General features: G+C 66.5%; 27 protein-coding genes. 14 read left to right on the top strand and 13 right to left on the bottom strand.

All coding sequences use genetic code 11. The features are described 5' to 3' along the window. The first annotated feature begins 372 nt into the window (after positions 1-372). From EN874_RS34515 to EN874_RS26280, 3 genes are all read left to right on the top strand, one after another. On the top strand, positions 373-1,206 hold the full coding sequence (locus EN874_RS34515; RefSeq protein WP_245513681.1) for a GcrA cell cycle regulator: 834 nt from the start codon (positions 373-375) through the stop codon (positions 1,204-1,206). Between the two features lie 93 nt (positions 1,207-1,299). Next, complete coding sequence (locus EN874_RS26285; RefSeq protein ID WP_127427814.1) at positions 1,300-1,896, top strand: DUF6456 domain-containing protein; 597 nt, start codon at positions 1,300-1,302, stop codon at positions 1,894-1,896. Between the two features lie 121 nt (positions 1,897-2,017). Then, complete coding sequence (locus EN874_RS26280) at positions 2,018-2,386, top strand: hypothetical protein (RefSeq protein WP_128261477.1); 369 nt, start codon at positions 2,018-2,020, stop codon at positions 2,384-2,386. A gap of 215 nt (positions 2,387-2,601) precedes the next feature. Here the strand turns inward: EN874_RS26280 and EN874_RS26275 are convergent, their stop codons facing one another. The 4 genes from EN874_RS26275 to EN874_RS26260 form a co-directional block, all read right to left on the bottom strand. Further along, on the bottom strand, positions 2,602-3,882 hold the full coding sequence (locus tag EN874_RS26275) for a DUF763 domain-containing protein (protein ID WP_127427816.1): 1,281 nt from the start codon (positions 3,880-3,882) through the stop codon (positions 2,602-2,604). 148 nt (positions 3,883-4,030) lie between these two features. After that, the gene (locus EN874_RS34875; RefSeq protein WP_126084711.1) at positions 4,031-4,372 is read right to left on the bottom strand and encodes a hypothetical protein; all 342 of its coding nucleotides are present in this window, start codon (positions 4,370-4,372) and stop codon (positions 4,031-4,033) included. 153 nt (positions 4,373-4,525) lie between these two features. Next, positions 4,526-4,804: a hypothetical protein gene (locus tag EN874_RS26265; RefSeq protein WP_245513680.1), complete on the bottom strand. Its 279-nt coding sequence runs from the start codon at positions 4,802-4,804 to the stop codon at positions 4,526-4,528. A 199-nt stretch (positions 4,805-5,003) separates the two neighbouring features. Then, positions 5,004-5,324: a hypothetical protein gene (locus EN874_RS26260; protein ID WP_127427818.1), complete on the bottom strand. Its 321-nt coding sequence runs from the start codon at positions 5,322-5,324 to the stop codon at positions 5,004-5,006. Positions 5,325-5,558: 234 nt separating this feature from the next. Here EN874_RS26260 and EN874_RS26255 point away from each other — a divergent pair, with 234 nt between their 5' ends. Further along, positions 5,559-5,912: a cupin domain-containing protein gene (locus tag EN874_RS26255; protein ID WP_127427819.1), complete on the top strand. Its 354-nt coding sequence runs from the start codon at positions 5,559-5,561 to the stop codon at positions 5,910-5,912. A 50-nt stretch (positions 5,913-5,962) separates the two neighbouring features. Here the strand turns inward: EN874_RS26255 and EN874_RS26250 are convergent, their stop codons facing one another. Next, a complete protein-coding gene (locus EN874_RS26250) occupies positions 5,963-7,921 on the bottom strand; it encodes an acyltransferase family protein (protein WP_245513679.1) in 1,959 nt (652 codons plus the stop codon). 495 nt (positions 7,922-8,416) lie between these two features. Here EN874_RS26250 and EN874_RS26245 point away from each other — a divergent pair, with 495 nt between their 5' ends. Beyond that, complete coding sequence (locus tag EN874_RS26245) at positions 8,417-8,962, top strand: hypothetical protein (protein ID WP_127427821.1); 546 nt, start codon at positions 8,417-8,419, stop codon at positions 8,960-8,962. 180 nt (positions 8,963-9,142) lie between these two features. Next, positions 9,143-11,149 (top strand): AI-2E family transporter, encoded by a 2,007-nt coding sequence (locus EN874_RS26240; protein WP_127427822.1) that lies wholly within the window; start codon positions 9,143-9,145, stop codon positions 11,147-11,149. A 341-nt stretch (positions 11,150-11,490) separates the two neighbouring features. Here the strand turns inward: EN874_RS26240 and EN874_RS26235 are convergent, their stop codons facing one another. After that, on the bottom strand, positions 11,491-11,712 hold the full coding sequence (locus EN874_RS26235; RefSeq protein WP_127427823.1) for a hypothetical protein: 222 nt from the start codon (positions 11,710-11,712) through the stop codon (positions 11,491-11,493). 242 nt (positions 11,713-11,954) lie between these two features. Between EN874_RS26235 and EN874_RS26230 the strand changes: the two genes are divergently transcribed. The 3 genes from EN874_RS26230 to EN874_RS34870 all read left to right on the top strand — a co-directional run bounded on the left by EN874_RS26230 (position 11,955) and on the right by EN874_RS34870 (position 13,892). Next, a complete protein-coding gene (locus tag EN874_RS26230) occupies positions 11,955-12,887 on the top strand; it encodes a hypothetical protein (RefSeq protein ID WP_127427824.1) in 933 nt (310 codons plus the stop codon). A 250-nt stretch (positions 12,888-13,137) separates the two neighbouring features. After that, complete coding sequence (locus EN874_RS26225) at positions 13,138-13,227, top strand: lasso RiPP family leader peptide-containing protein (protein ID WP_127427825.1); 90 nt, start codon at positions 13,138-13,140, stop codon at positions 13,225-13,227. Positions 13,228-13,769: 542 nt separating this feature from the next. Then, complete coding sequence (locus tag EN874_RS34870; protein WP_281058966.1) at positions 13,770-13,892, top strand: hypothetical protein; 123 nt, start codon at positions 13,770-13,772, stop codon at positions 13,890-13,892. 108 nt (positions 13,893-14,000) lie between these two features. Here EN874_RS34870 and EN874_RS26220 read toward each other — a convergent pair whose 3' ends face one another. Then, on the bottom strand, positions 14,001-14,894 hold the full coding sequence (locus tag EN874_RS26220) for a LysR family transcriptional regulator (RefSeq protein ID WP_127427826.1): 894 nt from the start codon (positions 14,892-14,894) through the stop codon (positions 14,001-14,003). 133 nt (positions 14,895-15,027) lie between these two features. Between EN874_RS26220 and EN874_RS26215 the strand changes: the two genes are divergently transcribed. Together EN874_RS26215 and EN874_RS34505 are read left to right on the top strand one after the other, a co-directional pair. Beyond that, positions 15,028-16,455, top strand: a complete 1,428-nt coding sequence (locus tag EN874_RS26215; RefSeq protein WP_127427827.1) for an MFS transporter — start codon at positions 15,028-15,030, stop codon at positions 16,453-16,455. 224 nt (positions 16,456-16,679) lie between these two features. Next, positions 16,680-18,242 (top strand): alpha/beta hydrolase, encoded by a 1,563-nt coding sequence (locus EN874_RS34505; RefSeq protein WP_245513678.1) that lies wholly within the window; start codon positions 16,680-16,682, stop codon positions 18,240-18,242. A 30-nt stretch (positions 18,243-18,272) separates the two neighbouring features. On the opposite strand, the gene EN874_RS26205 is transcribed toward EN874_RS34505, so the two are convergent. The 5 genes from EN874_RS26205 to EN874_RS26185 all read right to left on the bottom strand — a co-directional run bounded on the left by EN874_RS26205 (position 18,273) and on the right by EN874_RS26185 (position 22,398). After that, positions 18,273-18,728: a MaoC family dehydratase gene (locus tag EN874_RS26205; RefSeq protein WP_127427828.1), complete on the bottom strand. Its 456-nt coding sequence runs from the start codon at positions 18,726-18,728 to the stop codon at positions 18,273-18,275. Then, on the bottom strand, positions 18,725-20,020 hold the full coding sequence (locus tag EN874_RS26200; RefSeq protein ID WP_127427829.1) for an NAD(P)/FAD-dependent oxidoreductase: 1,296 nt from the start codon (positions 20,018-20,020) through the stop codon (positions 18,725-18,727). The genes EN874_RS26205 and EN874_RS26200 overlap by 4 nt, the downstream gene beginning before the upstream one ends. An 11-nt stretch (positions 20,021-20,031) precedes the next feature. Next, on the bottom strand, positions 20,032-21,258 hold the full coding sequence (locus EN874_RS26195; protein WP_127427830.1) for an NAD(P)/FAD-dependent oxidoreductase: 1,227 nt from the start codon (positions 21,256-21,258) through the stop codon (positions 20,032-20,034). 64 nt (positions 21,259-21,322) lie between these two features. Then, on the bottom strand, positions 21,323-21,901 hold the full coding sequence (locus EN874_RS26190; RefSeq protein WP_127427831.1) for an OsmC family protein: 579 nt from the start codon (positions 21,899-21,901) through the stop codon (positions 21,323-21,325). A 254-nt stretch (positions 21,902-22,155) separates the two neighbouring features. Continuing rightward, complete coding sequence (locus tag EN874_RS26185) at positions 22,156-22,398, bottom strand: DUF1127 domain-containing protein (RefSeq protein ID WP_168247615.1); 243 nt, start codon at positions 22,396-22,398, stop codon at positions 22,156-22,158. Positions 22,399-22,624: 226 nt separating this feature from the next. On the opposite strand from EN874_RS26185, the gene EN874_RS26180 reads away from it, so the two are divergent. After that, a complete protein-coding gene (locus tag EN874_RS26180; RefSeq protein ID WP_127427833.1) occupies positions 22,625-23,998 on the top strand; it encodes a nodulation protein NfeD in 1,374 nt (457 codons plus the stop codon). After that, complete coding sequence (locus tag EN874_RS26175) at positions 23,995-24,753, top strand: slipin family protein (RefSeq protein ID WP_127427834.1); 759 nt, start codon at positions 23,995-23,997, stop codon at positions 24,751-24,753. Before EN874_RS26180 ends, EN874_RS26175 begins: the two co-directional genes overlap by 4 nt. Here the strand turns inward: EN874_RS26175 and EN874_RS26170 are convergent. Next, positions 24,722-25,678, bottom strand: coding sequence for a LysR family transcriptional regulator (locus EN874_RS26170; protein ID WP_127427835.1), 957 nt, complete (start codon positions 25,676-25,678; stop codon positions 24,722-24,724). The genes EN874_RS26175 and EN874_RS26170 overlap by 32 nt on opposite strands. 99 nt (positions 25,679-25,777) lie before the next feature. Here EN874_RS26170 and EN874_RS26165 point away from each other — a divergent pair, with 99 nt between their 5' ends. Further along, complete coding sequence (locus EN874_RS26165; protein ID WP_127427836.1) at positions 25,778-26,788, top strand: NAD(P)-dependent alcohol dehydrogenase; 1,011 nt, start codon at positions 25,778-25,780, stop codon at positions 26,786-26,788. Positions 26,789-26,817: the final 29 nt, after the last annotated feature.

The raw sequence follows: 26,817 nt of genomic DNA, 5'->3' as shown, positions 1-26,817 counted from the left end.
TCCGGACCGTCCTCCTCCCCGGTCCGGACGCATTCCGGGGCGCTTGCCCCGGATCCGGTCGAACCGCCCGCACCCCGGTTCACCGGAACGGCCGGAGCCGCTCCTCCCCCGGCTCCGGCCCCCGATTCAAGCGGCATAAGCTGCATCCGCACCGAGGACGGCACCGTCATCCTGTTCGACTGGATGACGGGCCGGGCGGTGTCGGGAGTGACGCGGGCCGCCGCCGAGGCAGCGCTTCTTCGACTGCCTGGTGCTGCGCCCGCCTGACCTCAATCCTTTCCCGACCTGATCAACGGCCTCGCGGCCGAACCCTGGCGCTTGGTCAGAGCCAAGGCCTTCCCCCGAGCCCTTCGCAAGCAACTGGAATGAGACATGGCAGCCGCCTACACCGAAATGGAAATCGACGAGATCGCCGCCTGGCTGAAGGAGGGGCTTTCGGCCTCGCGCATCGCCGGCCGTTTCAGCGCGCTGCGTGGCAGCCCGGTCTCGCGCAACGCCATCATCGGCATCGTGCACCGCAACGCCGGCCTCAGCGCCATCGGCTTCGCCAACCCGAAAGGCGGCCGCGCCGGCGGCCGGCCGAGGAAGAACGAGCGGCCGGAGCGTCCGGGCCGGCGGGGCAGGGCGGTGGCTGGAGGCCTCACGCTCTCCGAGCCGGCGGCGCTTTCGAGATACGCCGAACTGTTGGAAGGCGCCGAGGCTGGAACTGCCAATCTCTCCTCAGGTGGGGGCGATGCCCGGTCCACTTCCCGCAGCTGCAGCGCAGCTGCTCCGGAGGACGGGCAGGGCAGCGGGGGGCGCTGTCCCGCCGACGTCTCCGTGTACGAACTCTCCGCACAGACAACCAGCATCGTCACCGCTCGCACCCCGCCCAAAAAACCCAAAGCGCGAAAGCCTGCGCGGGCCTTGCCGCCGGCCTGGCTCTCCCCCGGCGAGCGCCAAAAATCCGAAGCTCAGCTCTACAAGCTCCCCGCGCCGCCGCCCCGGGTAAATCCCGGCCGACAGCCGCATGTCGCGGCCATGCGTTTCCTCGATTGCCTGTTCGGCCGCTGCCGCGCGCCGATCGACCTCGCCTTGCGCGAAGAGCCCGAGGACGACCCGCCCGGCGCGCGCCCGGGGCCGGACATGCTCTGCTGCGGCCTCCCGACCTCCGCCACACGCAGCTATTGCGCGCACCATCATGCCAGGTTTCACGGGCATCGCTGAATGTGATCGTTGTGCGATCGCCGCAATCGCCGATCTCCCAGCGGGGCGCAGGAACACCAGCCTCGCTAATGCTCCCAACCTCAAGGAACATCCATGCCCCGCAAGGCCTCCAAAAAACCGCAGCCGTCGAAGCTCCCCAAGGGCGAGGCCGAGCAGGTGCGCATCCGCCGCGAGATCGGCCATGATTTCGCGCTGAAGGAGGACCGCTTCGGCCGCCAACGCCTCGCCTCCGGCACGGCCGAGGCGCGCCGCGTCTACGAGGTCTCGAACGGCGGCTACACCTCCACCGGCGGCATCGTGCGGCTACGCAATGTCGATCCGCTGGTGGGCATCACCTCGCTTACCCGCCAGCAGCGCGAGGCCGGCCAGCGTTTCCGCGACGATTTCGAGCGCAGTCAGCGCGAAGGCCTGCAGCCGCAATCCTGGAGCGAGCGCGTAGATGGCGGCCGCGTCGGCGGCGGCATCCCCGACCGCGTGCTCTCAGCCGGCCAGGCGCACGCCCAGGCAGCGGCCGCGCTTGGGCATTGGGAAGTGGCCGAGGTGGTGCGAAAGATCTGCCTCGAAGGCCAGTCGGTGAAGGCCATCGCCGAACGCAGCGGCGAGGGGCGCGATGTGGTGGTCAAGCTGCTGAAGGTCGGGCTGGATTTGCTGGCGGTGCACTATGGGATGATGGGGAGGAAGGCGGGGTGAGTATTAGAAAGTGCTGGTTGATCGCGGAATAACCATGAGATGAGATTACAGCGCCCAAGTTGGCGTAAGATACCTGTAAGTGATATTACCTCTGAAATGCGCCGAGTAGTGTTCAAGGGGAATGGCGAGCGTGATTGCGGCTGAATTGGCGAAAGACAGGAAACCCTGGCGACTCTTGTCGGCCATCGCACTGGCGCCGGCGACGGGACCGTTGGTCTACTGTTTCAGCATGCTTCTTGGTTCTGGTTATCCATACTCTGGCCCCGGACATATGGAAAAGCATTTTGACATCGTGCTTGCGTTGATGGTGCTGAGCTATCCGATAAGCATCGGCCTTGGGGCGTTGATCGTCGGTGTCCTCTACTTCACAGTGAGACTGACAGGCCGGAATTGCTTGGTCTGGGCTTTGGTGGTCAGCGCCGCGGCAGGATTTCTCTTCCCGTGGTTTGTCGCTTCCTCAGACTTTGAACCCCCCTGTCAGGAAGGCTGATCGTCGCCGCGGCATTCGCTGTAGTGGCTGGCCTGACCGCCTTGGTGTTCTGTCTGATCGCCGGACTAAAGATGAAGCCGCCAGTCGGCCACGATCAACTCCTTACACCGTGATCGTCCGGAGGATCCCGATGGAATGCCCGGCAGGGCAATGAGGGGCAGCGCCGACCGACGCGGTTACGCATGCTTTGCGTGACGCTGTTTGAGCAGCGGACCTCAAGCGCCTTTCTTCAGCTGCTTCGGCTCGCCCTCCGCCGCCCCCTCCCACCCGAACACACTCCGCCCGCCCAGCAGATGCGACTGGTCCATCTCGCCGGCCACGATCTCCTTCAGGCTCGGCCCCGTCACATACCGCTCCATCCGCCGTGACTCCCCATCCAGCCGCCTCAGCGCCTCCAACTCCTCACTCCGCCCGAGCTTCGCCTTTCCTACCGCCGACTTCAGCACCGCGATCGTCTCGTCATAGACTTTCAGCGGCACGGGGACGGGGTGGCGGTCCTTGCCGCCGTGGGCGAGGGAGAAGCGGGCCGGGTCGGAGAAGCGGTAGGGCACGCCGTGCACCACTTCCGAGACCATGGCCAAAGCCCGCACCGTGCGCGGCCCGACGCCGGGGACCAGCAGCAGCTCGGGGAAATCCTTCGGCCCGCTTTCGATCGCCGAGGCGATGTTGCCGTGCAGGCGGCGCATGACGATGTCGCTCTCGCGCACGTCGTGATGCGCGGGCATGACGAGGTTGGGCAGCAGAGGCTGCGCGGCGTGCTCCATTTCTGGCTTAGCTCGTTCGGGCTGCGGCTCCAGCACCGCGAGCTCGGTCAGGATCTTTTCCGGGCTCATCGTCTTCAAAAGCTCTATCTGGCTTCCACGCGCTTTCTCCGCCCGACGGTCGGTGAGGTTGACGATCTCGCCTAGGCGCTCGCCCTCGATCGCCGCGTGCGGCTGATCAACGAAGCTCGTCAGCCCCTCCGACAGCCAGTGGTAGCGGCGCGCCTGGCGGGCGTCGCCGTTCATGCCCTGCTGCACCACCACCCAGCGCCCGTCATCGGTGACGATGAAGCCGTGCAGATAGAGGTCGTAGCCGTCCTGCACGGCGGCGCTGTCCACCTTGGCCACCAGCCGGCTGGCGGTGGCGAGCGCCTCGCCGTTCAGGCCGACGCGGTCGCCGATGGCCAGCAATTCGTCCGGCGTCTTGCGCGAATGCGCGCCGCGCCCGCCGCAGACATGGATGCCGAGCTCGGCTGCCATCGGGTTCAGCCCGCGCTTCAGCGCGCCGATGACGGAGGTGGTGATGCCGGAGGAATGCCAGTCCATGCCCATCACGGCGCCGAAGGACTGGAACCAGAACGGATGCGCTAGGCGCCGCAAAAGCTCGTCGCGGCCGTAGTGGTGGATGATGGCCTCGCACAGCACCGCGCCGAGCCGCGTCATGCGCTCGCCCAGCCATTTCGGGACCCGCCCGCCATGCAGCGGCAGGTCGGCGCTGCCGCTTCGCTGCGTCACGTGTTTCTCCCGGTATGCCGGGAGTTAGATGGCATTTTGCATGGGATTTGCAAGGTGGTGACGTGACGGACCACCCCCTCGCTTCGTCATCCTCGGGCTGCGCCGCGTCGCTCCTTGTTCACTCTAGGATGACGAAGCTGTAGCCTCGTCAATATCCGCACACCCACACGCGTTCCACCACCCGGTGGTGATGACGCCAATGCCTCACCCATTCGCGGTGGCAGCGGCGATGATGATGCCGGTAGTAGCGGTGCGGATAGCGCATCAGGTATCTGGGGCCGCCGTAGTAGCGCGGACCGTAGTAGCGCTGGCCGTAATAGCGGGGGCCATAGTCGTAAAACGGGCCGCCGTAGAACGGACCGCCGTAGAACGGAGACGGGCCGAAGCCGCCGAACGGACCGAACGGACCGAAGAACTGTGCGTCCGCAGGCGCGACCGTGGCTGCCGCGGAGGCGATGGCAATTACCGAAGCAAGTAGTAGTTTTTTCATGGCAACCTCCTCCTGAAGGCTGATCATCGGATAAACGCGCCGCGGGAAGCCTATGTTCCCGGTCGCTAATGTTCGCCGATGCCGAGCGTGACACTCGCCCTCAACGATGGGTTGCAAAAGCGGCTAGAAGCCAGCTTGCCGTGTCAGTCAGGCTCAATACCTGCAGACGCGGATTGCCTCGTAGACTCTGTGGTGGTGACGCCAGTGCCTCACATACTCGACGTGGCAACGCCTGTAGTGCCGGAAGTAGTAATGGTGCCGGTAGTAGTGTGGCCTGTAGCTGTAATATTCGCCGTAGTACGGGCGATGCATGTAGCGATCGCGGTAATAGTCGCCGTAGTAGGGTCCGTAGTCGTTGTAGTAGTCATTGTAGTAGCCGTCGCCGATACCGATCCCGAACTCGAGCCGGCCGGCATTGGCCGGGCCAATCATGGCGGCCGCCGACGCAATGGCTATTACGGAGGCGAGCAGGAGCTTTTTCATGGCTACCTCCTCCTGAGGTTGATCACCCCTTAAACGTGCCTGAGGCAGCCTATGTTCCCAGTCGCCAATATTCGCCCGCCCATCGCCGGGATGGGCGGGCGGCCATCTCGCCCGCGGGGGAGATCGGCCGATCGCGGGCACCGCTCTATCAGCGCTCGCAGATACGGATTTTTTCGATGACGCGGTGGTGATGGCGCCAGTGCTTCACGATCTTGACCCGGCAATTATCGCCATAATACCGGTTATGATAGCGAACCACATAACGCTCACGATAGGGAGTGTAGTAGTCGTCATCATAGACGTGTCGGTAATAGCGGTGAGGGTAATACCCGCCATAGTAGTCATCTCCGTAGTACGGGTCATAGGACGGGCCGACGCCGATACCAAGCTGGACGCTGCCGGCGCTGGCCGGCGCGATCGCGAACGCCGAGGCGATGGCGATCATCGAAGCAAACATAAGCTTTTTCATCGCTGCCTCCTCTTCGAGGGTTTCGATGGATGCCCCTTCGACGGGTAAACGGTTTCAGGTCGGGCGGTGTTCCCAGAAAATGTGGCGTTCGGAGCGCGGAGCGACGCTGAAACTGCTGATCCTCGTCGGCGCCTCGTTGCCATACCGGCGCGCTGTGTCGCGGCCTCGCGAGCGCCCCATAGGCCGATCCGCTATCTACCCTGACAACCCCAACCCAGCCGCAGGAGTCCCCTTATGACCAGGCCCACAATCCTCAAATTCGGCGCCGTCGAGCATGCAGAGGCCGGCGACCTGCCGGGCTGGATCGTCGTCGAGGGCAGGCCGACCATGCAGACCGCCGTCCAGCACACCAGCGAGGATGGCAAGGTGATGTCGGGCACCTGGCGCGCTTCGCCCGGCACCTACCATGCCACCTACACCGACTACGAATTCGTGCACATGATCGCCGGCCGCATCGTCATCACGCCGGACGGCGGCGAGCCGGTAGAGGTTGGCCCCGGCGACGCCTTCGTGGTCGAGGCCGATTTCAAAGGCACCTGGAAGATCCTCGAGCCGGTGACCAAGCATTTTGTCGTTGTGGTGGGGTGAGGGGGACGGCAACTGCTGATTTCCCCCCACAAGGGGGGAGATTGGCAACTTCACCTGCCCACCTTCGAAATCACACGTCTTTCCACCTCAGGCTCCAGCGATTCCGCAAACGGCGTGGCCAGATGGTGCTGGTCACGGAAGGCGAGTTGGCCGTCGATGAAGACGTGGCAGGTGGTGGCGTTGCAGAAGCGGTCGGTGAGGTCGACATAGGAGGCGTTAGGCACGCTGTCGACGATCTCGCGCTCGACCGCGGCCATCGCGTCGTTGGCGGCATAGCTGCGCGTCTGGTCGCAGAGCGAGGGCGTCTTGTCGCGCCACAGCGCTCGAGCCACGCAGGTGTCGATGTTCTCGTCGTTGAACGGCACGTCGCGGATGAAGGCGATCTTCAGTCCGGCCTTGCTTAAAGTCGTCAGCGTCGAGCGCAGGCCGGCCTGCCACACGGCGTCCGGCGTGTCGGGCTCGCCCTTGCCGGCCGCCATCTTGCGCGCCGAGGTCAGCGCCAGCTCCGAGATCACCACAAGCGAAGGCTTGGCCGCGATGATCTCCTTGATCGCCTGCTCGCGCCATCGGTCGCATTCGCGGTAGTCGCGGTTGAGTTTCGTGACGAAATAGGAGAAGCGCGAGGGCCGGCACGAGCTCTTCAGCCAGGTCTCGACGCGGTAGCCGTTCTTCTTTCCCGCCTCGATCAACGGCGTCGACCAGTGGTCGGCATGCGAATCGCCGAACAGCGCGATCATGCGTCGGCCATTGCCGAACGTGCACGGCTTCGGCATCACCGTGTCGTAGCCCTCCACGCAGGCTTCGGCGCGCGCGGTTGCGGGCTCGGCGGCACTCGCCGCGATCTCGCGCTGCTCGGGGTCCTGGTGGCGCACCGCAAGTGCCGCATTGCCGTAGGCGGCTGCGACGCCGGTGCCGGTCAGGAGGAGGGCCGGCACCAGCGCCCGCGCCGCATTGGCCATAAGCCAGCCGTTGCGACGGATCGGATTCTCGATGAAATGGTAGCTCAGCGCCGAGAGCGCCAGCGTCAGCGCGAGGCAGGCAAGGCGTTGGGGAAAAGTCAGCTCCTCGACCAGCATGCCGGCATAGACGATCACCGGCCAGTGCCAGAGATAGAGCGAATAGGAAAGCTTTCCGACCCACTGCAAGGGCGGCAGCGCCAGGGCGGCATTCACGCCGACCCTGGCGCCGGCCGCGCCCGCCAGCAAGAGAAGGACAGTGCCGGCAACAGGCACCAGCGCCAGGAAACCGGGGAAGGGAGCCTCCTCGCTGAAAGTCAGGTAAGCAAAAGCAATCATCGCCAGTCCGGCCAGGCTGAGCGCCAGGGCAAGCCACGGGCGCTTCTGGAGCAGCCATGCCGGCGCCATCGAGGCCAGTCCGCCGGCGGCGAATTCCCAGGCGCGCAGCGGCGAGAAATAGAATGCCCAGGGCTGCGATATGGTGGTCAGCCAGGCACAGACCGCGAAGGAGACGAGGCCGGCAATGCCGATCGCAAGCATGATCGTCCGCTTGCCGGGCTTCAGCCACGCCGCCAGCATCAACAGCGCCGGCCAGGCGAGATAAAACTGCTCCTCCACCGACAGCGACCAGTAATGGATGAAGGGATTGTTGGCGGCGTCGTTGGCGAAATAGTCGAATGACCAGCGGATCAGCCACAGGTTGATCATATAGGCCGAAGCCCACATCGCTCCCTTGGAATAGAGCGCCTGCTCCTCCGGCGAGAGGATGATCGCGCCCGCGGCAAGGGTCGCCGCGATGACGAAAAGCGCCGCCGGCAAAAGCCTGCGCGCACGCCGGGCGTAGAAGCGCAGGAAGTCGAGCCGGCCGGTTCCGGAAATCTCGGTGACGAGTTGGCGGGTGATCAGGTAGCCGGAGATGACGAAGAAGATGTCGACGCCGGCAAAACCGCCGGGCAGCGCGGTAAGGCCGAAATGGAAGGCGACGACGCCCGCCACGGCCAGCGCACGCAACCCCTCAATGTCTGGCCGGAAGTCCGGCGATGGTGCTGACACGAAGGCGAACCTCGCAACGCTCGTTCGTATCCCGCCTTGGGGCAAGCCTCGGCTCTGCACCGTCATATTGCAATGCAACAAATCTAACGCAGCGCAACATAAGGGGAGGCAGCGAATAAGGGCGCGAGACGCTGGAGCTGTCAATCTCCCCCCTTGTGGGTGAGATGCCCGGCAGGGCAGAGGGGGCGCTGTCTTGCCGGCCCATCAGCCGATTGCGCTTCCCAGACCAGCATAGGTTTCTTGGCGCGGACAGGTTGATCGAGGCCTCATTCCTTCGCGCCCCCTCTGTCCTGCCGGACATCTCCCCCGCTTGGGAGGAGATCGCGCGCTCAGCCGCTTTCGCCAACTTTCAGGCAGCTCAGCACATTAGTGGTAGCTAAGGCATAATTGGCCGCCTGCAGCGATCTGTTAAAATTTGAACACCGACAAACGGCTCGGGAAAGCCGTGCGTCCGACATCATGCACAAGAGATCTACGTGAAACCGGAGAATGGCCATGAAACGGCTTCTGACGGTCGCTGCGCTTTGCGGAGCCGGCAGTTTGATTGCAATGCAAGGCGCAGCCGCCGATGACGACGCTGCGCTGATCAAGAGCGCCGAGTCCGCCGCATCCGCGGCCGTGGCCAGCGGCGCGGCGATCTACGCCATGGATGCCAAGGGCGCCATGCGCACCCTGCGCGAGGGCAAGAACGGCTTCTGGTGCATGCCGGACAATCCAGCCTCGCCCGGCCCCGACCCGATGTGCGGCGACGCCAACGCGATGGAATGGGCGATGGCCTGGCTGCAAAAGAAGGACCCGCCCAAGGGCAAGGTCGGCTTCATTTACATGCGGTCCGGCGGCACCGACGGCAGCAACACCGATCCGTATGCAACGGCGCCGACGGAAGGCAACAATTGGATTGAGACCGGCCCACACGTGATGATCGTCAACGCCATGGATGTGATGGGGGGCTATCCGTCGGACCCGAAGCCCGACACGGCCAAGCCCTATGTGATGTGGCCGGGCAGGCCTTACGCCCATCTGATGATCCCGGTTAAGTAGACGGGACCGCGCGCGAGCGCCGGCGCGCCGTGATCTGCCGATCTCCCCTCCTGCGAGGGAGACCGGCTTTCACCGGCGCTTTCGCCAATCTCCAGCCGCTCCGCGCAACCATCCCCCGCTCCGCGCGTTGCACGCCGGCGAAATATCGCCAATCATGGCGGGGCAGGGTGGAGGCTTCAGGTGGCGGGCAATCGTCAAAATGGCACGCACGCATCCGAACCGGGGCTGGCGGGCCTGCTTGCGGCCTCGCGCGGCCACCCGCGCACGGCGTTGCCGACTGTCGCCACCGTCGTCGCCACGGTCGCGGCGCTGTATTTTGGCCGTGAGGTGTTCCTGCCGATCGCGGTGGCACTGCTTTTGACCTTCGCCATCGCTCCGGTCGTCTCGGCGCTGAAGCGCGTCGGCATCCCGCGCCTTCCGGCGGTCATCGCCAGCGTTCTTGGCGCGTTCGCCGCCCTTGCGTTGTTTTCTTTTGTCGTCGCCAGCCAGGTCAGCGACCTCGCCCAGAACATTCCCGTCTACCAGATCAACATCCTGACCAAGATCCGCGCGCTGAAGGAAAACGGGCTTGGCGGCGGCATCATTTCGCGACTGAGCGGGGTGATCGAGCGCGTCGGCCAGGAGATAGACCGCCAGGAGCCGCAACTGCCCTCGGCGACCGAGGCGCCGAAGCGCGATCCGATCCCGGTCGAGATCGTCTCGCATGAGAAGCCGCTCGAAGTGTTGCAGAACCTGGTCGCGCCGCTCATCAGCCCGTTGGCCTCGGCCAGCTTGGTCATTGTCGTCGTGATCTTCATGCTGATGGAGCGGGAGGACCTGCGCGACCGCTTTATCCGTCTCGTCGGCTATGGCGATCTCCACCGAACCACGCAGGCGCTGCAGGATGCCGGCAAGCGGGTCGGCCAGTATCTTTTGATGCAGCTGACGGTCAACATCGTCTACGCCATACCGATCACCATCGGCCTGTGGGTGCTTGGCATCCCCAATGCGCTGCTTTGGGGCATGCTGGCGCTTGCGCTGCGTTTCGTCCCCTATATCGGCCCGATCATCGGCGCGCTGCTGCCGCTCTTCCTGGCGCTGGCCGTGGCGCCCGGCTGGTCGCTGCTGTTGTGGACCGGCGCCCTCTTCATCGTCATGGAGCTGATCACCGGCAATGTTATCGAGCCTTGGCTCTATGGCTCCCATACCGGACTTTCGCCGCTCGCCATCATCGTCGCGGCGATCTTCTGGACCTGGGTCTGGGGCCCGATCGGCCTGGTGCTGTCGACGCCGCTCACCGTCTGTCTTGTCGTGCTCGGCCGACATGTGCCGCAATTCGAGTTCCTCGATGTGCTGTTCGGCAACGAGCCGGTGCTGGAGCCGCATGCAAGGCTCTACCAGCGGCTTCTTGCCAGCGATCCGGAGGAGGCGACGGATCATGCCGAAGAGATGCTCGAGGAAAAGTACCTGTTCGAGTTCTATGATCAGGTAGCCATCCCCGCACTGCTGCTCGCCGAGCAGGATCGCATGCGCGGCGTCATGGATGACGACCAGAGGAAGCAGGTGGCCGAGAGCGCGCTGACGCTGGTTGCCAATCTCGACGACAGCGCCCAGGAGGAAGCAGACGCCGAGGAGGACGAACAGCCGGCTTCCAGCGAGGAGGCCCCCAAAGGCAAGGCAACCGAGGGCAAGGGAGACGCCGATGCCGAGGAGGTCGACCTGCCGGACGGATCCGGCATTTCCGTGCTTTGCACCGGCGGGCGCGGCGAGCTCGACGATGCCGCCTCCGCGATGCTGGCGCAGGTCCTGGAAGTGCAGGGCGCCGAGACGTCGCGGGCGAGCTTCATCGACCTTGAGCCCTTGGGCATCCGCCGCCTCCTCCTGGACACCGTCGATGCGGCCGTCATCGGCTTCCTCAACCGTCAATCCACCAAGCACGCGCGCTTCGTGGTGCGACGGCTGAAGCGCCTCAATCCGAAGCTGAGGGTCGGCATCGTCTTCTGGTCGGAGATCGGCAATGGCGACACCGAGGCCGCGGCGAAACTGGCGGGCGACCTCAACGCAGATTTCGTCGCCTACGGCATGGTCGACGCGGTGGCAGGCGCCCTTTCGAGCGAACCGGTCGTGGCGCTGAAGCTCACCCCCCAGCGCCGTCCACGCCGGCGGCGTACAGCCCGCAAGAAGGAGTTGCAGGCGGCCGCGGGGTGAGGCTTCCTATCGATCGATCATCAACTCGGCCTCGATCTCGACCGGGAGATCGAACGGCAGGGCGGCGACCCCGATGGCGGTGCGGCAAGAATTGGCCGGGATTGGCACGGCCCGCGCGAACCGCAGCTTGGCGATCCGCGCGGGCGGGCGCCTGCCCCCGCGGCGGCGCCAAGCCCCCAACCCTCAGGCTGGCCGGGTGGCTGTCTGGTCCGGCCTTTTTGCCGGTCGTTTTTCCTCGCCGATCGGGGACCGGAAACCGCCACGTGGTCTTCCGGAACCGCTCCCCTTTGTTTTTGCGCTATTCCGGACGGGAACCGCTGCGCAATTTTCCCGGATTGCTTCTAGAAATGCAGGTCCAGCGCAGGCGGATAGGCCTGGCCTGGATCGCCTTGCGGCGCCGTCGTGGTGCCGGCGAGCGCGATGCCACCGGTGGACGTCTGGTCAAGCGGCGGCCGCTTCTTCTCGACGTTGATCTTTGTCTCGGACACCAGAGTTTTCGTCTTGGCCTCGACGGCCGGCGACAGCGCAAGCGTGAGGACAAGAGCGGATAGAACGACTTTCATGACAGCTCCCCTGCACCCACCCCGGCGGCGACCCTAGCGCCGGCAGCCCGGCCGCAAAGGCAGCGTGTGCGGAAGGTTGTGGAATTCTCTGGATTTCCTGGAATATTAGGCGGTGGAAAATTGGCATGGCCGGGAATGGAGACTGTTTGCCGGCGTGCTAGACCGAATGGCTGGAACAACTCGGCGATTCCCTGCCAAACGCCGAAATGCTCTAGCGGCAAAAACATCGAGGGGCTTGTCGCATGGCGCAGCACATCGCGCAAAAACTAAGACTGACGTCGGCCTTGCTGGGAACCGTGACCCGCAAGGACCTCGCGGCGGCGTTCCGCGCCGTCAACCCGAAGACGGCGTTCGATCTCGGCCGAGCCGACAAATGGCTGCAGGGCCGCGCGCGCCCGCGCCAGGTGAGCGTCTATGACGACTGGGCGAAGCTGCTCGAGCTGGAACAGCCCGGTGCCTGGATCGCCGAGAGCGACCTGCCAAGCTTCACCGCCGCGATCGCGGCCCGCCACGGCATCGGCAGCGCCGAACTGGAGCGCCGCGCCGGCATGCAGTTCGAGGCCGCCACGCATGACGAGCGCAGCCTCGGCTCCGGGCTTGCCGGGGCCTATGCCTGCTATTCGCGCGCCTGGTCGCCCTATTATCGCGGCCAGCTCATCAAGGGCCGCCTGTCGATCGAGGCCGGGCCCGGCGCGCATGGCCTTGCCGCCACCTATCGCGAGATCTTGCCGACCGGGCAGCTGCTGCTCGGCGGCCCGGTCAACCCGGCAAAGCGCGGCCTTTACGTGCATCTGAAGGAGGTGGGCGGCGACGCCCAATTCTTTCTCTGCCTCTTCCCTCAGACGCAGCCGGTCAGTGTGCTCGGCGGCTATATGTGCGGCGCCGCCGTCATCGGGCCCGAGGCTCAGCCATCGATCACCAGGATACTTCTGGTGCGTCTGCGCGATGCGGCATTCGGCGCCCAGACATGGGGCGGATACCTGCCGGCCGGCGGCTCGATCGCCGGCGACCTGGCGAGCCTCGGCATCGCCGTGGCGCACCCGGAAACGGTCGACCGGCAGCTTGAGCAGTTCCTTGGCGCCGACAGCGGCGGCGGCGCCAACCAGATCCCGCCGGATGATTTTCGCGCCATCCTCAATGTCTTCGACCGCCATTGGCTGCAGCACGCGGGCTGACGCGGCATCCCGGCAAACTTGACAGGGCGGCCGCATCGCGTTCACCTGCGCCGGTCGTTGACCCGCGCAGGAACGAACGATGAAGAAGACCTACGAAAAGCCCAGGCTTGAAAAGCGCGACCGGCTCTCGGCCGCGACCGCTGCCGCGCCAGCGTCCGGCTTTACGTTCTGAAGCCGCCGGGCGGTCCAAACTTGACAATAGCTGCCCGCGGCGCTCATTTTGCGCGCATCGTCTTCAGGGGGAATCTCGATGAAGAAGGTCTACAGAAAGCCGACGCTCGAAAAGCGCGGGAAACTTTCCGCCGTCACGGCCGGCAATGGCTCGTCGATAACGCTCTAACAGCCGTGCGCCAGCCTGAAATATGAGCTGCGCGCCGCTCCCGGCCAGGAGCGGGCGGTGCACTGCGCAGTGCCCGCCCGTCCGGCGCCGCCGCCAAGCTGCTGAAACCCCGTCCGTCCCCAACAGCAACGGTCATGGCGTGACCAGTGATTGCGGAGTGCCATTGGCGGGCCTCGCTGTCAACGCCGGCCGGAGCGCCCAATAGAGGGCGCTTTTTGTTGTTGCAAAGGGCTGAAACCGGCCTGCCGCGATCGCGCCATTGCTTTTGGCGGAAGCGTGGAAATGGCGGATTTCCGGGCTTTTCGGCCCCCTTGTCGTCAAATGCGGACCTATATGTCTATCCGTTTGAATAAGTTCGTTTTTCGTCGGCTGAGCTATCTTGACGCCCGGTTCTCAACCTGACTTTTTTTGGGCGCATTTCCGCAGCGCAACATCGGCGCCAAATCTCCGGTCAAGGCGAGAGCGCTGGCCGCTTGTGAACCGCTTCATGATACCCTCATGCAGGCGTGCTATAATATCCAATGCGAGCGAGGGAGGGTGCCATGGGCGATCGGTTGCTCGAAGTGCTTGCCAGGCGCAAATCCTGGCTGGACAGGTTGGCGCTTGGGCTGCTCATCTTCCTTGCAACGCTGATTGCCGGTCTCATGGGCGGCGCCGGCGCTTAAGCACGTCTCCCCAAAGCGTGGACCGGTTTCGAGACATGCGCAAAACCAAAAACCCAACGCATCGCGATCCTTCGCCTGCCGCCCATCTCGCCGCAGGAAGGAGATGGTTCACCGGCCCCCACACACCTCCCGCACCACGCCCCGCAGCCAGCGATGCGCGGGGTCGGTGTCGAGGCGCGGGTGCCACAGCAGCGAGATGGTGAGCGGGACGAGCTTTACCGGCAGCGCGAAGGTGAACAGGCCTTCGCGCAGCTTGCCCGTATAGCGCTCGGGCACGGTGGCGATGAGGTCGGAGCCGCGGGCAAGCGCCAGCGCCTCCGAAAAGCCGCCGACCACCGTCGCGATCGTTCGCGCCAGACCGGTGGGCTCCAGCGCATCGTCGACCGGCCCGCGGTCCAGCCCGCGGCGCGAGATCAGTATGTGGCGGCCGGCGGCGAAACGGGCGGCGGTGATCTTGCCTTCGCTTAAAGGATGGCCGATGCGCGCCACGCCGACGAAACGGTCCCGGAATAGCGCCTGGGCCCGTACCTCGGGGCCGGTCGAGCCGCCGACCACGCCGGTTTCGAGGTCGACGCTGCCCTCGCGCATCGGCGCGCTGTCCTTGTCGGGCTTCGGCACGAAGCGCAACCGCACACCCGGCGCCTCCTCGGCGACGCGCGCCAGCAGGGCAGGGCCGAAATTCTCGACGAAACCGTCGCTGTTGCGCAACGTGAAGCTGCGCGCGAGACGCTCGAGGTCGAGCCGCTCTGCCGGACGCAGCATGGCCTCCGCTTCCTTTACCAGCCGGCCGGCTTCCATGCTGAGTTCAACCGCGCGCGGCGTCGGCACCAGACCGCGCCCGGCGCGCACCAAGAGCGGATCGCCCGTCGCCTCGCGCAGTCTCGCCAGCGCCCGGCTCGTCGCCGAGGGGCTGAGCTTCAGCCGCCGCGCGGCTTCGGCCACGCTGCCTTCGGCAAGCAGCACGTCCAGCGTGACGAGCAGGTTGAGATCGGGTCGCGACATGGCGCGATCCTAGCACGTTTGCAACCTTGTGACATGGCGTTTCACGCACTGATGAAGTGCAAATGCTGCGTGTTCCGCCATATCAGGCACGCGCTTATCTTCCCGGCAAGTTCCACCGAGCCGGAGAAGAGCCATGGCCGACATCGCAGATCCACGCATCGCATCAGCAGGCCGCTCGGCAACCGGCGCGCTGGCCAGCCTGTCGCTGGCCATGCTGCTCTCCTCGCTCAGCACCAGCATCGCCAATGTCGCGCTGCCGACGTTGAGCATGGCTTTCGCGGCATCCTTCCCGGCGGTGCAATGGGTCGTGCTTGCCTATCTGCTCACCATCACCGCGCTCATCGTCAGCGTCGGGCGTCTGGGTGATCTCGTCGGCCGCCGGCTGCTGCTGGTTGCGGGTCTCGCGCTGTTCAGCGCCGCCTCGCTGGCGGCGGCGCTCGCGCCGACCCTGCCGCTGCTGATCGCCGCCCGCGCCGCACAAGGCCTGGGCGCGGCGGTGATGATGGCATCGACCATCGCCTTCGTCGGCGAGACGGTGCCGAAGGAGCGCACGGGCAGCGCCATGGGCCTGCTCGGCACCATGTCGGCGGTCGGCACGGCGCTTGGGCCGTCGCTCGGCGGCGTGCTGATCGTTTCTTGCGGCTGGCGTTCGATCTTCCTCGTCAATGCCGCGCTCGGCGTTGCGGCCATGCTTGCCGCACGGCGCTTCCTGCCTGTGGGCGAGGCGAGGGAAGATCAGGGCGCGAGGAGGGGACGCGCTCGCTTCGATACGCTCGGCACGATCTTGCTTGCGCTGACGCTCGCCGCCTACGCGCTGGCGATGACTTTTGGGCGCGGCCATTTCGGCAGCCTGAACGTCGGGCTGCTCGGCATGGCCATCCTCGGCGCCGGCCTCTTCCTCTACGCCGAAGGCAAGGTGGCTTCGCCGCTGGTCCAACCAGCGTTGTTCCGCGACCCGGTGCTGGCGCCGAGTCTTGCCATGAACGCGCTGGTCTCGACGGTGATGATGGCGACGCTTGTGGTCGGACCGTTCTTCCTGTCGCGCGCCCTGGGCCTGAGCGAAGCGCTGGTCGGCGCCATCCTGTCGATCGGCCCGGTTGTTTCGGCACTCTGCGGCGTGGTGGCGGGCCGCGTCGTCGACCGCCTCGGCGCGGCGGCAATGGTCATCGCCGGGCTGGCGCTGATGGCCGCCGGCTGCGTCGCGCTCTCCGTGCTGCCGGCACTGTTCGGCGTCGCCGGCTACGCCGCGGCGATCATCCTGCTGACGCCCGGCTACCAGCTCTTCCAGGCGGCGAACAACACCGCCGTCATGGCCAATGTCGACAGCAACGAGCGCGGCGTGGTGTCGGGCATGCTGAGCCTGTCGCGCAATCTCGGCCTGATCACCGGCACGGCGGCGATGGGCGCGGTGTTTGCTTTTGCGGCGGGGATGAAGGATATCGCAGGCGCCGCGCCTGAGGCGGTAGCCGGCGGGACGCGACTTACATTCGCGGTGGCGGCTGGGCTGGTGCTGGTGGCGGTGGCAATTGCCGGCGGTTGGCGAAGGCGCCGGAGCGCTTGATCTACCCACGGGGGGAAGGTTGGCGGCGTCTGCACCGCGCCTCGCCAGCCCCCAATGTAACCCGTCACACAGTCCTCACAGCCATCTTGCCGTATCGGCATTCCTCATGCCCGTGGCCAGCGAGACTTCCGCATTTTAGCTGATTTTGATATGCGGAGTGGTTTCTCTCGCCGAGCTGATGAGGAAACGAAGGGGGTAGTGGCAGTGGAAGGATGCCCGGCCGCATGATCGACAGTCCGCAAGCCGGGCTGCTGGATCTATGCGTGCTCGGTGATTTCCAGGTGACCCGTGGCGGCGAACTCATCGACCTGCCGCCGTCGCGCAAGACGAGGGCCTTGCTCGCCTATCTCGCCGTCACCGGCAAGGCGCACCAGCGCGAGCGGCTTTGCGAAATCTTCTGGGACCTTCCCGATGATCCGCGCGGCGCGCTGCGCTGGAGCCTGTCCAAGATCCGCCAGGTGCTTGGCGAGGACGAATGCGCTTTAATCGCCGACCGCAACACTGTCGCGCTCAAGGTCGCAACGGACTACGCCCGGCTGCTGCCGCTGCTGAAGGGCGATCTTTCCTTGGCGTCGACGGAGGAACTGGAGGCCGCTGCCGGTTCGATCCGCGGCGATTTCCTCGCCGATCTCGCGCTCGAGCGCTGCTTCGAATACCAGGCCTGGCGCGCGGGCGTCGCCAGCGAGGTCGAGCTCGCCGAGCTTGGCATATTGCGCGAGCTGGTCGAGCGCCTGGCTGGCGAGCCGAGGCGTGCGCTGCCGCTTGCGCGGCGCCTGCGCCGCCTGCTGCCTGAGGACCTCGGCCTGGCGGAAGAGGTCGAGGCGCTGGAGGAGAAGGTGAGGGCCGCCGCCGCCCAGCCCGCGGGACGCTCTGCGCAACCCGGCGCTGCCCCGGCGCAATCGCCTTCGCCCGCAAAGAGCCCGGCTACCGCGCAGGATCCCGGCCGCGCCGTTCATTTCTGCCGGGCTCGTGACGGCACGAGGCTCGCCTACGCCATGACCGGCAGCGGCGCGCCCATCCTGCGCGCCGCGCATTGGATGTCGCATCTCACCTTCGACTGGGACAGTCCGATCTGGCGCCATTGGATGTCGGAATTGTCGTGCGAGAACCGGCTGGTGCGCTACGACGAGCGCTGCAACGGACTGTCGCAACGCCACGTGGTCGACGTCTCGTTCGACACCATGGTGTCGGACCTCGAATGCGTGGTCGAGGCGGCGGGGCTCGATCGCTTCACCCTGCTTGGCCTTTCACAGAGCTGCGCGGTCTCGATCGCCTACGCCATACGCCATCCCGAGAAGGTATCGGGCATGATCCTCTACGGCGGCTATGTCAAAGGCTGGCGGGCGCGCGGCGACGCCGGTGAGATCGCGACGCGCGAGGCGATCGCGACGCTGATGCGCGAGGGGTGGGGTAAGCAGAACCCAATGTTCCGCCAGGTCTTCTGCTCCATGTTCATCCCCGGCGCCACGCACGAGCATTTCTCCTGGATGGACGACTTGATGCTGCGCACCGTGTCTCCGGACGATGCCTTCCGTCTGCAAAGCGCCTTCTCGGTGATCGATGTCAGCGAGCTCCTGGAACAGGTGCGGGTGCCGACCCTGGTGCTGCACGCGCGGGAAGACAACGTTGCCCCTGTCGAGTCCGGCCGCACCATGGCCGCCGGCATTCCCGGCGCGCGCTTCTTCGAACTGGAAAGCCAGAACCACATTCTGCTCGAAGGCGAGCCGGCCTTCGACGAGTTTATTGCCCATGTCCGCGCCTTCGTCGCCGAGACGGCCGGGCCCTGATCCGGAAGGCGAGCGCCGACGGAGCGCCGCTCAGTCCTTGATCAGCGGCACGGTGAACACCGTCGCGGTTCCGGTCAGGCACAGTTCGCCGGCTTCGTTGCGCACGGATGTCTCGAGCTTCGTGATCGGCTTGTCGAAACGCACCTCGGTGACCTCGACGCGGCCGGTGATCAGCTCGCCGACGCCGACCGCCTTTACGAATTTCCATGAGACCTCCAGGAACACCGACCCCGGACCGGGAAGGTCTTCCGCCACCACCGCGTTGAGAATGCCCGAGGTGACGCCGCCCTGCACGATGAGCTTGCCGAAGACCGATGCCTCGGCAAGGCCCTTGTCGTAGTGCAGCGGGTTGCGGTCGCCGGTCATCTCGGCGAACGCGTCGATGTCCTGTGCGCGTGTCCGCCGTGAGCGCTCGGCCGACGCGCCTACCTGCGGGCGTCCGTTGACGACGCCGATCCATCCGTCCTTCATCATATGTGCGGTCATAGTCTCGTGGCTATTCGGTTGCGTAGCGTGATCGAGCCGGCGGCGGCCGGTGCGTTGGTGTCGTTTGCCGGCGCCTGTCGCGCCGCCGGCCGCCGTCGGGCAGCGTGGAGGGTGCGGCTCGGCATCTCCTGCCCTGCGAGCGCCTGGACTTCCGCCTTCATCACCGCGCTGAAGCGACGATGACGCTCGCCGATCTCGGCGAGCGTCCAGTCGAAACCCGCGACGGCGTCGGTAGCGTCGAGGACGTGATTGGCGAAGAGGTCGCGTTCGCGCTGCCAGGCCGCGAAGGCTGCTTCCGATCTGTCCAGGACGGCCCGCGCCAGGCCCTCGGCATCGCGCAGCGCATCCGAAATGCCGTGCGCGGTGATCGGGTCGCGGAAGAAGCCGGCGTCGCCGACCAGCGCCCAGCCCGGGCCGTAGGCCCGGCGGATATAGCCGGGCACCCCGCGGAACGCCTGCAGGCGGGCATCCCTGGCAGCGCGGTCGGCTTGCGCGGCAAACGCGGGCGAAAGCGCTTCCAGCACCTCCATGCGGGCGCCCGCATGACCGGTGCGGAAGCGCTGGTCGAACAGGCTGGTAGGCACCGAGGCGACGATGCAGGCCATGCCGTCATTGGTCGGGATCAGCGAGCCTGCGAGCCCGTCGCGGAAATACCAGTGATAGCCGGTGCCGGGCTCGACCGGCGCATAGCCATAGACATGGGCGGCCGAGACCGCGCCTTGTCGCAGCACCTCGGCGTCGCAGCATTTCGCCACCAGCGAGCCAATGCCGTCGGCGCCGATCACGATATCGGCGGCGACCCGCAAGGCGGCGCGGCCGGCGCCACGGATCTCGACGCCGCGCACCCGCCCGCGCGTGTCGGCGAAGAGGTCGGCGACGGCGATGTCATGCAGGAACTCGGCCCCGGCCTTGCGCGCGGCATCGACGAGCATGCGGTCGAGCACCGTGCGCCGCGGCGCGATCAGGCCGGGCAGGTCCGGTCCGCCGTCGAGCGCAATCGTGATCTCCTCGTCGCCATAGTGGAACGTCGTCGTTTCGACCAGCGGCGTGCCGGCCTCGATGAGCGGCTTGAGCACGCCCCAGCGCGACAATTGCAGCACGGCCGGCCGCATCAGCGCGTGCGTCGACAGCGTGTCGGAGCCATAGGGCCGGCGCTCGATGACCAGGACCTTCAGCCCGGCGCGGGCGAGCAGCAGCGCCGTCGAGGCGCCGGCGCAGCGCGCGCCGACGACGATCGCGTCGTAACGGGCGCGCTTGGGCGTCGGCGGTAGGGAAATCGCAGTCGTTGGCATCGTCAGTGTCCTCAGGCGGCCCTCAGGCCCTTGCGGTCGAGATAGCGGGAGACCTCGGCGGCGATCGCTTGCGCGTCGACGCCGGCGCCGCCGATGAAGTTGGAGTCCCGCTTGCGCAGGAAGCGGAAGCCGAGCGCGTAGAGGCCGGGAACGCTGGTGACGCCGCCCTGATGCGCGATCTCGCCGTCGGCGGCGAGCGCAAGCGGCTCCAGCCAGTCGAACGAGCGGGCATAGCCGGTTGCCCAGATGATCGTGGGGATCGACCCGTCCGCCAGCGAAAGCCGCATTGGGCTGACCGAAGGCACTGTCACCGGCTGGCGGCGGGTCGGCCGCGCGGCGCCGGCGAAGCGGTCGATCCCGGCAAGCAGGCGCGCCTGCTTCGCTTCAGCCGCCGCCACGCTCGCCGCGAGATCGTCGGCGAAGGCGATCTCGCGGTTCGCGATGCCGCGCACACGGCCCGCCAGCCCGACGCCGAGCGCCTGCAGCGTGGCGAGGTCGACATCGGCCTTGTCCGGCCGCCCGGCAAGCTGCAGCGAGGGCTGGCGCCTGGCGCTTTCGGGGTTGGTGAGTCCGTCGAGCGGCTGCGCCATCAGGCCCATCTTGCAGAGCCAGAAGAAGATGTCCTTGCCGCGCCACAGCCTGGGCAGGCGCGTATGCTTGCCGACCGAAAGCGTGACACGCCGGCCGGCGCGCGCGACCTCGTCGGCGATCTGCACCCCGGAGGAGGAAGCGCCGACGATCAGCACGCCGCCAGGCGGCAGTTCGCCGGGGGACCGATACTGCGAGGCGTGGATGCTCAGCCGCCCGCCCATTGTCGCGGATGCAAAGGGGATCACCGGCCGGTCGCAGTGGCCGGTCGCCACCATGACGGCTTTTGCCGTCCAGTCGCCGGCGCTGGTGGCGAGCGCGAAGCCGCCGCCGGTCCGCCTGCAGGAGACGACCTCGACGCCGCATTCGACCGGCACCTGCCAGCGGGTTGCATAGGTTTCGAGATCCTGGACGAACGCGTCTTTCGTCCTGAAGCCGTCAGGGTCCGGGCCGTCATAGGGCGAGCCGGGCAGGCCATTCAGCCAGTTGGGCGTAAGCAGCCTCAGCGATTGCCAGGCCTGCGCGCGCCAACGCTCGCCGATGCGGCCGCGCTCCAGCACGACATGGTCGATGCCGACGCGGCCAAGGCAATGGCTGAGCGCAAGCCCGGCCTGCCCGCCGCCGATGATGACGACGTCAGCGTGTTTCATGGCTCTGTTCCGAAACCTAGGGAAGGGACGGTCCGGATTCCCCGGACCGTCTCCCAGTCTTGCGTCACTGGATGGTCTTGATCCCGACCGTCACCGGAACGCCCTTGGTCAGGACGTCGAACACGGCCGAGCGCGCGCGGGCCTGCTCGACGAGCTGCTGGAGCTTTTCGGCCGGCGCGTCGCCCTCGACCTCGAACGAGACCTGGATGTTCTGGAAGCCGTTGCGGACCTCGTCCGAGATGCCGAGGATGCCGCGCAGGTCGATGTCGCCGTCGACCGAGCATGAGACCTTGGCGAGCTTGATGCCGCGCGCCGCGGCGATGTTGGCAAGGCCCGCCATCAGGCAGCTCGCCAGCCCATGCAGCAGCCACTCGACCGGGGTCGGCGCGTTGTCGGCACCGCACAGGATCGCGGGATGGTCGCTGTCGGCATAGAAGGGCTTTTCGTGCTTCTGCTCCTGGCCGGCGCCGTGGAAGCCGTGCATGACGCTCTTGCTGTGCGTGCCCTCGATCCATTCATTGTGGGCGCGGAACTGGAACTTCGCCAGCTCCGGCTGGCCGGCGACGAAGTTGATCGTCGCCAACAGGTTCGGCGTGTCGACGCCATTGAGCGGAAGTCGTGCAGGTTTGGTGTTCGGTTGCATTTGTCTTCTCCCAAAAAGGTTGGTTTGCGGCTTGGTTGCCGTGACGGCCCTTCTTTGACAGTCGGGCGTTTGAACGAGAGTGGGTGCGGGCGTGGAATTTTCGATACGCCCACCGTGGAAATTGCATCGCCCGTTTCATTTGGGGCGTGGGAACCCAACGCCGGCAGGCCGGTCAGCGGGCTAGGTCAGACGCGAAAAACCCCGGCGATGCCGGGGTTTTCGTCGACCTTCCGGCCGGCCGCCGATGCAGTCGGTCATCCCGCTTCAGGCGTCCTGTCGGCTTCGGCGAGCGCGCCGCGCGCGGATGTGTAGTATTCGATCTGCGAGCGGCTGATGCCCATGTCCTTCAACAGATAGTCCGGCATGGCCCGCAGCGCGGCGCGGTCGCTGCGCAGCCGCATGGCGTGGTAGGCCAGCCGCAACGCGCGGCCGGCAGGGCCGAGCAGGTTGAAGCCGATGCTGCGGGTTTCGTAGGTTGCGTGATCAAAGGTGGTCATCGTCATCTCCATCGGTTGCGGACGCGTTCCTTCGCGTCGTCGATGGGGACAATGCGGCACGGGCGACGGAGCGAGCGTTGGAGCCGGCGTCGAAACTGCCGTGGAATCGTGCGGGGGCGAAAGCGCCTTTCTCCCACGTGCGAGAAGGGAAGAGCGCAGCGCTACACCCGCCCCTCATTGGACTTCGCCCGGCACAACCCCATATTGAATCGAAGGAGCTTTGAGCGTGAGACTCGCGCGGGTGGCCCTTCTGGCAGCGGCCTTCGTGGCTGCGGTTCTTTTCCCCTTCTCCTCGGCCGGAATGGCGGCGGAGAGGGTCGCTCTCAGCATCGCGATCGACGGCGCCATCGGTCCGGCGAGCTCGCGCCAGCTCAAGGATGCGCTCAAGGTGGCGTCCGAGCGCCATGCCGTGGTCCTTATCGTTCAGCTCGACACACCGGGCGGCCTGGTCACCTCGATGCGCGAGATGATCGCCGACATCCTGGCTTCTCCCGTTCCCGTCATCGGCTATGTCGCGCCGGCCGGCGGCCATGCGGCAAGCGCCGGAACCTATATCCTCTACGCTACCCATGTGGCGGCGATGGCGCCGGGCACCAATCTGGGCGCGGCGACGCCGGTCGAGTTCGGCGGGCTGCCCTCGCTTCCCGGCGGCGAGAAGGACAAGGACCAGAAGGACGCCAGCGGGCGGCCGGCCGGCGACGCGATGATGGCCAAGGTGACCAACGACGCGGTGGCGCTGATCCGGTCGCTCGCCGAGCTGCGCGGGCGCAACGGCGATTGGGGCGAGAAGGCCGTGCGCGAGGCGGCAAGCCTTTCGGCAAGCACTGCGCTGCAGCAACATGTCATCGACTTCGTCGCCCGCGACACGACCGAGCTCCTGCAGATGGCCGACGGCCGCACCGTTGACCTGGCCGGCAAGAAAGTGGTGCTGACCACGAAGGGCCTGGCCGTCGAGACGCTGGATCCCGGCTGGTTCATCCGGCTTCTCTCCGTCATCACCGATCCGAACGTCGCCGTCCTGCTGATGCTGATCGGCTTCTACGGCATCGTCTTCGAGGTCACGAGCCCCGGCGCGGTGGCGCCGGGCGTCATCGGCGCCGTCTGCCTCGTGCTCGCCCTCTATGCGCTCGATCTACTGCCGATCAACTATACCGGGCTCGCCCTGATGCTGCTCGGCGTCGGCTTCCTCATCGTCGAGGCTTTCAATCCGACGGTGGTGCTGGGGGTCGGAGGCGCGGCCGCCTTCCTGCTCGGCGCGGCCATGCTGCTCAAGATCGAGGGGCCGGGCTTCGCCATATCCTGGGCGATCATCGGTCCTGCCGCGGCGTTGACGCTGGGGCTGGCACTTTTTGCCGGCAGCTACCTCTGGGCGGCGCGGCGCAATCCGCCGCGTACCGGTGGCGAGGCGATGCGTGGCCTCCCCGTGGAGATCCTCGACTGGCAGGGCGGCGAGGGCCACGTGCTGGCGCTCGGCGAGCGCTGGCGGGCGAAGGCCGACGAGCCGATAGCGCCGGGAGATCGCGCGGAGGTAACCGCGGTCAGCGACCTGGTGCTGACGGTGCGGCGGCGCAACTCGAAAAATGACGGAGCAAGACAATGACGGTCGGTTATGTCGCCTATCTGGTCCTTGCGCTGCTGGTGATCATGTTCCTGTCGGCGGCCATCCGCATCCTCAGGGAATATGAGCGCGGCGTGATCTTCACGCTTGGTCGCTTTACCGGGGTGAAGGGGCCTGGCCTCATTCTGCTCGTTCCCTTCATCCAGCAGATGGTGCGGGTGGACCTGCGCGTGGTGGTGCAGGACGTGCCGCCGCAGGACGTCATCTCGCGCGACAACGTTTCGGTGAAGGTCAACGCCGTGCTCTATTTCCGCATCGTCGACGCCGAGCGCGCGATCATCCAGGTCGAGGACTTCATGACCGCCACCAACCAGCTGGCGCAGACCACGCTGCGCTCGGTGCTCGGCAAGCACGAGCTCGACGAGATGCTGGCCGAGCGCGACAAGCTCAACAGCGATATTCAGGAGATCCTCGACCAGCGCACCGATGCCTGGGGCATCAAGGTTTCGAACGTCGAGATCAAGCATGTCGACCTGAATGAAAGCATGATCCGCGCCATCGCCAAGCAGGCCGAGGCCGAGCGGCTGCGGCGCGCCAAGGTCATCAACGCCGACGGCGAGCAGCAAGCGGCGGCAAAGCTCGTCGAGGCCGGCCGCATGCTGGCGGCCGAGCCGCAGGCCATGCAGCTGCGCTATTTCGAGGCCCTGCACGACATCGCCGGCGAGCGCTCCTCCACGGTTGTGTTCCCGCTGCCGGTGGATCTGCTCAGCCAGTTCCTGAAGGGGCAGGGGAAGTGAGCCGCCACGGCGGCTCCGGCGAAAAGCGCTTGCCGATCCAGTCGGCGAAGGCGCGGGTCTTGGCGGCCTGGCCCTTGGCCGAGGGCATGACGACATAGACCGCGCCCTCGTCGGCCAGCGTCCAGTCCTCCAGGATCGGCACCAGCCGGCCGTCGGCGAGCTCGCGCCCGACCAGCCAGTCGGTGCTCATCATCAGGCCGACGCCCTGCACGGCGGCCTCGACCAGCACCTCGGCGTCGTCGCTGACCAGCGGCCCCGAAACCTCGACGCGCACGCGCCGGCCCTCGCGGTCGGTCATCTCCCAGGCCGGAAAGGTCTGGAAACCGGTGAAGCCGAGGCAGGAATGTTCAAGCAGCGCCTGCGGCGTTTCCGGTCTGCCCCTTCGGGCGAGGTAGGAGGGCGCGGCGCAGAGCAGCCGGCGCCGCGTTGCCACCTTGCGCGCCACCAGCCGCGAATCCTCCAGGCTGCCCAGCCGGACAGCAGCGTCGAAATTCTCTGCGACGAGATCGGCGAAGCGGTTGGAGAATTCGGCCTCGATGCGCACTTCCGGGAATTCGGCGAGGAACTGCGGCAGGAACGGCCCGATCCACATGCGCCCGAACGTGCCGGGCAGCGAAAGCCGGAGCAGCCCGCGCGGCCGGCCGCCGGCATGCGCCGAGGCGGCGGCTTCCGCCTCGTCGACCGAGGCGAGGATGGCGCGCACGCGCACCAGGAATTCCGCGCCCGCCTCCGTCAGCGCTACGCTGCGGGTCGTGCGGTGGAGCAGCCTGACCCCCAGCCGCTCCTCCAGCGACTGCAGGCGGCGCGACAGGATGGTCGCATCGCGTCCGATCCGCGCTGCCGCCCTGGTGAAGGAGCGCGCCTCGGCTACGGCGGCGAAGGCCGCCATTTCGGCAAGCGCGGAGGGTTCATAGGATTGCTGCATGATTTGCAATGCTCAATTGCAAAGTCCAAAGATTATCGAGAAATAGCGCAGTAGCTAGGTTCGCTCAACCCATCAATCGACCACCCCACGGAGTGAACCATGAAAGCCATCGAACTCAGCCAGCCCAGGCTGGACGCCTTCCGCGCCGCCACCGTCGCCACGCCCGAACCGCAGCGCGGCGAGGTGCTGATCCGCCAGCGCGCCGCGAGCCTGAATTTCGTCGATGTCGCCGTCGCGAGCGGCAACTATCCCGGACCGGTCTTCCCGCTCATTCCGGTCGCCGATGGCGCCGGCGAGATCGTCGCGCTCGGCGAGGGCGTCACCCGCTTCGCCGTCGGCGACCGCGTCGTCGCCCACGCCAAGCCGCGCTGGATCGGCGGCCGGCCGCGGCCTTACGAGATGACGCAGATGCGCGGCATCTCGCTGCCCGGGTCGCTGGCCGAATATGTCGCCCTGCCGGCCAATTCGGTCGTGCCGATCCCGCAGCATCTCTCCTTCGAGGCGGCCTCGACCCTGCCCATCGCCGGCACCACCGCCTGGAACGCGCTTCGCGCCGCCGATGTCCGGCCGGGCTCGGTGGTCGTGCTGCTCGGTACCGGAGGTGTCTCGATCTTCACCTTGCAACTAGCCAAGGCGGCCGGAGCCACCGTCATCATCACTTCGTCTTCGGACGAGAAGCTCGAGCGGGCCAAGGCGCTCGGCGCCGATCACCTGATCAACTACCGCGCGACGCCCGACTGGGACGGCAAGGTGCTGGAACTGACCGATGGTCTTGGCGCCGACCTTGTCGTCGAGACCGGCGGCACTGCTACCTTCGCGCGCGCCGTCAACGCCACCGCCCCCGGCGGCACGCTGTTCACCATCGGCTTCGTCAGCGGCGCCGAGGCGACCGTCAGCCTGCTGCCGATCATCATCAAGGCGCTGAGGGTGGTGGGCAACAACACCGGATCGGTGTCCGACCTGCGCGACGCCGCCCGCGCCGTCGGCGCCGCCGGCATCGAGCCGGTCGTCGACAAGGTGTTTTCACACAACGATGCGACCGAAGCCTACACCCACATGGCCGCCGGCGGCCTGCATTTCGGCAAATTGGTGTTCGGACTGGAGTGGTAAGGAAGGCACCGACCGGAGGGATCGGCGGC

The organism is Mesorhizobium sp. M1D.F.Ca.ET.231.01.1.1 (assembly GCF_003999155.2).
Taxonomy (GTDB): Bacteria; Pseudomonadota; Alphaproteobacteria; order Rhizobiales; family Rhizobiaceae; genus Mesorhizobium.
This window is presented reverse-complemented; position numbering and strand designations above follow the sequence as displayed.

Coding starts and splice junctions, on each gene's coding strand:
- EN874_RS26265 (WP_245513680.1), bottom strand. CDS start 4,804: ATGATTGGCCCGGCCAATGCCGGCCGGCTCGAGTTCGGGATCGGTATC.
- EN874_RS26245 (WP_127427821.1), top strand. CDS start 8,417: ATGAAACGGCTTCTGACGGTCGCTGCGCTTTGCGGAGCCGGCAGTTTG.
- EN874_RS26195 (WP_127427830.1), bottom strand. CDS start 21,258: ATGAAACACGCTGACGTCGTCATCATCGGCGGCGGGCAGGCCGGGCTT.
- EN874_RS34505 (WP_245513678.1), top strand. CDS start 16,680: ATGATCGACAGTCCGCAAGCCGGGCTGCTGGATCTATGCGTGCTCGGT.
- EN874_RS26220 (WP_127427826.1), bottom strand. CDS start 14,894: ATGTCGCGACCCGATCTCAACCTGCTCGTCACGCTGGACGTGCTGCTT.
- EN874_RS26255 (WP_127427819.1), top strand. CDS start 5,559: ATGACCAGGCCCACAATCCTCAAATTCGGCGCCGTCGAGCATGCAGAG.
- EN874_RS26190 (WP_127427831.1), bottom strand. CDS start 21,901: ATGCAACCGAACACCAAACCTGCACGACTTCCGCTCAATGGCGTCGAC.
- EN874_RS34515 (WP_245513681.1), top strand. CDS start 373: ATGGCAGCCGCCTACACCGAAATGGAAATCGACGAGATCGCCGCCTGG.
- EN874_RS26170 (WP_127427835.1), bottom strand. CDS start 25,678: ATGCAGCAATCCTATGAACCCTCCGCGCTTGCCGAAATGGCGGCCTTC.
- EN874_RS26230 (WP_127427824.1), top strand. CDS start 11,955: ATGGCGCAGCACATCGCGCAAAAACTAAGACTGACGTCGGCCTTGCTG.
- EN874_RS26200 (WP_127427829.1), bottom strand. CDS start 20,020: ATGCCAACGACTGCGATTTCCCTACCGCCGACGCCCAAGCGCGCCCGT.
- EN874_RS26175 (WP_127427834.1), top strand. CDS start 23,995: ATGACGGTCGGTTATGTCGCCTATCTGGTCCTTGCGCTGCTGGTGATC.
- EN874_RS26260 (WP_127427818.1), bottom strand. CDS start 5,324: ATGAAAAAGCTTATGTTTGCTTCGATGATCGCCATCGCCTCGGCGTTC.
- EN874_RS26235 (WP_127427823.1), bottom strand. CDS start 11,712: ATGAAAGTCGTTCTATCCGCTCTTGTCCTCACGCTTGCGCTGTCGCCG.
- EN874_RS34870 (WP_281058966.1), top strand. CDS start 13,770: ATGGGCGATCGGTTGCTCGAAGTGCTTGCCAGGCGCAAATCCTGGCTG.
- EN874_RS26205 (WP_127427828.1), bottom strand. CDS start 18,728: ATGACCGCACATATGATGAAGGACGGATGGATCGGCGTCGTCAACGGA.
- EN874_RS26285 (WP_127427814.1), top strand. CDS start 1,300: ATGCCCCGCAAGGCCTCCAAAAAACCGCAGCCGTCGAAGCTCCCCAAG.
- EN874_RS26280 (WP_128261477.1), top strand. CDS start 2,018: ATGGCGAGCGTGATTGCGGCTGAATTGGCGAAAGACAGGAAACCCTGG.
- EN874_RS34875 (WP_126084711.1), bottom strand. CDS start 4,372: ATGAAAAAACTACTACTTGCTTCGGTAATTGCCATCGCCTCCGCGGCA.
- EN874_RS26165 (WP_127427836.1), top strand. CDS start 25,778: ATGAAAGCCATCGAACTCAGCCAGCCCAGGCTGGACGCCTTCCGCGCC.
- EN874_RS26185 (WP_168247615.1), bottom strand. CDS start 22,398: ATGACCACCTTTGATCACGCAACCTACGAAACCCGCAGCATCGGCTTC.
- EN874_RS26215 (WP_127427827.1), top strand. CDS start 15,028: ATGGCCGACATCGCAGATCCACGCATCGCATCAGCAGGCCGCTCGGCA.
- EN874_RS26225 (WP_127427825.1), top strand. CDS start 13,138: ATGAAGAAGGTCTACAGAAAGCCGACGCTCGAAAAGCGCGGGAAACTT.